Source organism: Ferrovibrio sp., assembly GCF_036381655.1.
In the GTDB taxonomy this organism is placed as follows: Bacteria; Pseudomonadota; Alphaproteobacteria; order Ferrovibrionales; family Ferrovibrionaceae; genus Ferrovibrio.
The window spans coordinates 1-4,584 of record NZ_DASVCJ010000067.1; the positions used below are offsets into that span (position 1 = coordinate 1).

At 67.4% G+C, this 4,584-nt stretch carries 10 protein-coding genes; 4 read left to right on the forward strand and 6 right to left on the reverse strand.

The window, feature by feature from the left end; translation table 11 throughout:
* From VF194_RS15120 to VF194_RS15145, 6 genes are all read right to left on the reverse strand, one after another.
* On the reverse strand, positions 1–540 hold a 540-nt coding region (locus VF194_RS15120; protein ID WP_330892017.1), incomplete at its 3' end, for a hypothetical protein.
* A 6-nt stretch (positions 541–546) separates the two neighbouring features.
* Positions 547–1,236, reverse strand: coding sequence for a ribosome modulation factor (locus VF194_RS15125; RefSeq protein ID WP_330892018.1), 690 nt, complete (start codon positions 1,234–1,236; stop codon positions 547–549).
* Between the two features lie 114 nt (positions 1,237–1,350).
* Positions 1,351–1,647 (reverse strand): hypothetical protein, encoded by a 297-nt coding sequence (locus VF194_RS15130; protein ID WP_330892019.1) that lies wholly within the window; start codon positions 1,645–1,647, stop codon positions 1,351–1,353.
* On the reverse strand, positions 1,647–1,802 hold the full coding sequence (locus tag VF194_RS15135) for a hypothetical protein (protein WP_330892020.1): 156 nt from the start codon (positions 1,800–1,802) through the stop codon (positions 1,647–1,649). The genes VF194_RS15130 and VF194_RS15135 overlap by 1 nt, the downstream gene beginning before the upstream one ends.
* Positions 1,799–2,119, reverse strand: coding sequence for a hypothetical protein (locus VF194_RS15140; protein WP_330892021.1), 321 nt, complete (start codon positions 2,117–2,119; stop codon positions 1,799–1,801). Before VF194_RS15140 ends, VF194_RS15135 begins: the two co-directional genes overlap by 4 nt.
* 257 nt (positions 2,120–2,376) lie before the next feature.
* Positions 2,377–2,640 (reverse strand): hypothetical protein, encoded by a 264-nt coding sequence (locus VF194_RS15145; RefSeq protein ID WP_330892022.1) that lies wholly within the window; start codon positions 2,638–2,640, stop codon positions 2,377–2,379.
* Between the two features lie 62 nt (positions 2,641–2,702).
* Here VF194_RS15145 and VF194_RS15150 point away from each other — a divergent pair, with 62 nt between their 5' ends.
* The 4 genes from VF194_RS15150 to VF194_RS15165 all read left to right on the forward strand — a co-directional run.
* On the forward strand, positions 2,703–3,398 hold the full coding sequence (locus VF194_RS15150) for a S24 family peptidase (protein ID WP_330892023.1): 696 nt from the start codon (positions 2,703–2,705) through the stop codon (positions 3,396–3,398).
* Between the two features lie 204 nt (positions 3,399–3,602).
* Positions 3,603–3,875, forward strand: a complete 273-nt coding sequence (locus VF194_RS15155) for a hypothetical protein (RefSeq protein ID WP_330892024.1) — start codon at positions 3,603–3,605, stop codon at positions 3,873–3,875.
* Positions 3,876–3,890: 15 nt separating this feature from the next.
* On the forward strand, positions 3,891–4,100 hold the full coding sequence (locus tag VF194_RS15160; RefSeq protein WP_330892025.1) for a hypothetical protein: 210 nt from the start codon (positions 3,891–3,893) through the stop codon (positions 4,098–4,100).
* Between the two features lie 303 nt (positions 4,101–4,403).
* A partial coding sequence (locus tag VF194_RS15165) for a hypothetical protein (RefSeq protein ID WP_330892026.1) occupies positions 4,404–4,584 on the forward strand: 181 nt, incomplete at its 3' end.

Consider the following 4,584-nt stretch of genomic DNA (forward strand, 5'->3'; position numbering starts at 1 on the left):
GGCCCTCCCGAACAGCGGTGTTGTGCGGTAGGAAAAGCCCGGATCGAGTTCGGCCTTCTTCCAGGCCCAGCCCGCGGCGGCGTCGGCCTCGTGGTCGTTGCGGACGCGCCACCCGAGCATGTGGCATTGACGGATCACCGCCCGCTTCGCTTCCGTGCGGCTGCCCCAACGGCCGCGCCCGGTGAAATGCTTGCGGATGGTTGACGGCTCGGCCTTGAAGAATATGAGCCCGGCTTCGTCCGCGACCTGATTCGCAATCCCGGCCAGGCTAATGAGCATGTACATCACGTCCGGCGCCGTGAAGCGGCTGGGCTTGCGATTGCCGGATGGAATCCACGGCGCCTCGACGCCGATGTGCGTCGGCTTGTGCAAGACGATGAGGTCGATCATCCAGCGGCGGAAGCCGGTGAACAGCGGCCCGAACTCGCCCGGGACAAGGACTCGGCCGACATAGGTGGCGAGCACGGGCCGCTGCCCATCCGGCGCGTCGAAGGCCGCGCCGCTCGTCGATGACAGATCGAAGAAACCGACGCGCGCCATCGGACGCTACGTGGTGGCCGGTTGCGCCTTGTGCCCCACCGGGCGCCGCTCGGACGGATCGGGCGGCGGCGCCGATCCGTTCGGCCCCATGTCTTCGGCGAGCTCGGCCTGCCCTTCCTTCCAGCCGGACAGCCACGCGCTGTGGAGTTCCGAGCCGGCGGGATGCGGGTTCACGATCGCCGCGTGTCCGGACCGTCCGGCTTCCCGGCCGGCGGCGCGGGCGGTCTTCGCTTCGATGGATTCGGCTTCCCGATCGGCGGCGTTGCCGTTGCCGTCGTTGGTATGGCGAGGCCACCCGGCCGCGTCGCCGAAGTCGGGCGTGCGGCCCACGGGCACCGTGGCGTAAAGCTCGCGGATCGCGTCCATGGTAATCTCGTCGGACGCTTCCTCGGCCGCCCGCTCCATGCGATAGCCCGTATAGCGGGCCATCACGATCGCGTTCGGCATGTTGAAGTCTTCGCGAAGCCGTTTCTTGATGTCCGACTTCTCGGCGCGGAGATCCCTGATGCCGCTCGATTCGATCAGCTCGTGAATTTCGCGGTCGATCTGGTACATCCGTTCGAAGGACTGCTTGATGACTTCGCCCCGCGCCTTCGCGTTGTGCGCGCGATTGGCGCTCTCGGTCGCGCCGCCGGCACCGATCGCCGCCTCCGCGGCTTCGATGTTCGGGGCGCTCTGCTTCCGCTTCCGTGGCATCCGTCGCTCCTAAAGATGCGCCCCGACCGGCCGGCCCGGCCGGGGCAGGTTCAGGGAGGAAACGGCCGGATTCGGCCCGGTCGGCTAGGCCCCGCTCCGGCGGGCGGTGGCTCGCTATCTCTTTCGCTTCATCCGCGCGAACTTGCGGACCGGCTTCGGATCCTTGTCGGCAAGGCCGGGGTATCCGGCCCGCGCCCACTGGTTGCGCTGCCAGCCGGTCAGCTTGTTGACGGCTGCGGCGAACTTCGGCTCGGGCACCGCCTTCGGCACCGCGACGGCCTTCGCCTTGCGACGGCGGCTGCGCCCTGGCGGCGGGCCGGGGCGCACGGGCGCCGCGCGGGCGGCGGCGAGCGCCAGGCTCAACCCAATCTGCTGACCGAGCAGGATCGGCAGGACCTTCGGTCGCACCATCACCGCCTCGCCAACTCGTCGTTGTGATCCCGAAGCATCCGCTTGATGCGGATCTCGGAGATGACGCAGCTCACCGCCGCTCCGACGGCCACGAGGGCGCAGGCCCCGCCGACAACGAGAAAGAGGCCGGCTCCGATCCACTCCAACACGGTCATGCCCGCTGACTCCTTTCCGCGCGAATGCGCGCCAGTTCGGTTTCCATCCGGACCAAGAGCCGCTCGGTTTCGTCGTCGGGATGCCGGGGGGCCGGTCCACAGACCTCTTCGGCGAAACCGATGCCGAACAGGCCGATCGCCGCCGCCAGATGCTCGCCGCGGCAGCCGTTGCCGCTGAGCCACATCCAGATCGTCCGTTCGGACAACCGGAAGAGCCCGGCCAGCCGTTGAACCGTCAGGGTGGTGTTGGGGTGAAGGCGCCGGCGCAGCGCGTCGGCGAACCGTTCGCCGAAGCTGCGGGCGCCTTTACCATGCAACTGCAAGTTCCTTCGCGATTCGCTAAAGGACATGGGTGGCGTCTCCGCATAGCTCGTGGCAGCGGGGGCGCGACATGAATTGGATGACGATGACGAAGGAACTCGTTCTTGCCCGGGTCCAGCCGATGCCACGGCTGATCGGGCGCAAACCGAGACGGGGCCGGCCGGCAGGAGTGGCATCGTGGCCGGCCCCGTCAGCCCCCGGCTCGCCGCGTGGCGCGAGCCAGCCCCGGTGTATGTGGCGCCGGGGGATCGCATCACGCCGCCTCGGGCGCCGGCGATGCGGCGGGGCGGGGGGCCCTGTCGCCGGGCGGCGGATTGTCCGCAATGAAGCGCTGCACCCGTTCGACCACGGCCAGCGACGGCGACCGGCCCCGCCGGATGTCGAAGACGAATGTTGGATCGCCAACGGCCTTGCGGCCGAACGTGGCCGGCTTCATGCCGGATCGCTCGAGATAGGCCTCGACGATCCCGAGGAAGTGCGCGTGCGTGAACATGCCGATAAAGTAGGTAGGCAACATCCTACCTGTCAAGCGGACAATTCCTACTCGCCCGATCGGGCGGGCGCCTGTAGGTAATCGCCATGGACCCAGTGCGCGATTTGATCGTCCGGCGGCTGCGTCAAATCGGCCTCACGATGCGAGAGGCTTCCCTCCGCATCGGGCGGAATCACGCCTACCTTCAGCAGTTCATCCGGCGCGGCGTGCCGGCGGAATTGGACGAGCGAGCCCGCGTGGCGCTCGCCGCGCTAATCGGAGTTTCGCCCGACGATCTGCGAGCCAGGCCGGCGCCCGAAGCCGAAACGGCCGGGGAGTTCACATATCAGGCGGGGGAAGGTTTGCCTCCGGGCGTTGGCGAAAGAGCTATTTTGCGTCAAATTCCGATCTATCCCGGCCTTCGAGACCTGCCGGTCTATGGGGCCATAAAGGGGGGAATATATGACGCAATGGTGGATCTAACGCATGTAGTAGCCATGACCTTCCGCCCTCCCGAATTGGTGGGCGTCAAGGGTGCCTTCGGGCTATTCAACGTCGGCGACGCCATGTCGCCGCGCTATGAGCACGGCGACCTTTGCTGGGTGAACCCGGCTCTTCCGGTCCGCGAGGGCCACTACGTCGCCGTGGAGTTCAAGGATGGGACCGCCGTCGTTCGGCGGTTCGTGCGCCGCAAAAATTCCCAAATCCAGATCGAGCAGCTCAACCCGCACGAGGTGGTGACCCTCCCGGCGGACAAGGTCGCGAACCTCTATCGCGTCATAGGGGCTATAGAGGCCCGATAATACTTCGGCAAAAGGGAAAGGCCGCTCGATAGGAGCGGGCGGCCTTTTCCGTCAGCAATGTAGGAAGATGCCTATTGACATAGGATAGGCGCGTTCCTACACTTTCGGCTGTCCATCGGACGCTCGCCCCTGTTGACCACCGATGGACCGCCCGCCGGCCTTCGGCTCCTTCCGCCGGCGGGCGCCCGGGGCGGGGAGTCGAACATGCCGCTTGCCGAACGCACGCAACCGGAAAGAGGGACTCGGCCGATGACAGACGATCGGGAGTCCTTCGTCTCGCCCTACCTGACCGAGACGCCGGTGCTATCGCTCGGCGCGCGTATCCGGCGCCTCGAAGAGGAAGCCAACGCCCTCATGGAGCAACGGCTCCGCTACGACCCGGCCGGGCACGCATACGACCGGGCCAAATACCTCTATTGCCTGAAGCGGGCGGTGGACCTCTACGAGGCCGCGATGCGGCTTCGCGAAGGGCTCTAAGCCATGGAGGACGCGATGAAGGTTCGGACAGGGCACCTTCCATTCGCCGCGCCGCGCCGCCGCTCCGATCGGTGGCCCCGGCCGGTTGCCTTCGCCGTGATGGCCGGCCTTTCGATCGCCGGCTGGGCCGGGATCGTCTGGATCGTTTCGCGGTTCTCGGCCTTTTGGGCTTGGGTGCTGGTCGCCGGCTTTCCGGCGGCCTGCGTGATGGCGGGCGGCGCCTGATGCGGTCGGAACGCATCGTCGCCGCGATGTTGGTCGCCCTGGGCGTCTCGGATGTTGGCGCCTGGCTGTTCCTTGGCGACGGATGGTGGAAGGGATGCTTGGGCGCCTTCCTTCTGGTCGGCGGCCTCATTGCCTTCCGGGACGCCGGGCTCGCCCAACGAGCGAGGGCGCGCCGATGATCCGGTTCTTGATCGCGCTTTTGCATCGCCGCCAGAGATCCATGCCGAACATCGCCGGCCTTTCGAAGCGTCAGCGCGCCTTCGTCTGCGCCGTGGCGCAGGCCGAACCGCGGAGTGCGCTGCAATGAGCAAGACGAACGCCGCGGCGGTCAAGCGCGCCATCGCCGCCCTTGAGCGGGCCGACGCCGCCTTGGGGCCGGTCTTCGACATGAGCGTGGACGCCGGCATGGCGGACGACCCGCGCAACGGCATCGTGCGCCTGCGGAAAGACCTGCGCGAATTCGCCGAGTATCTCGAAAAAGCGA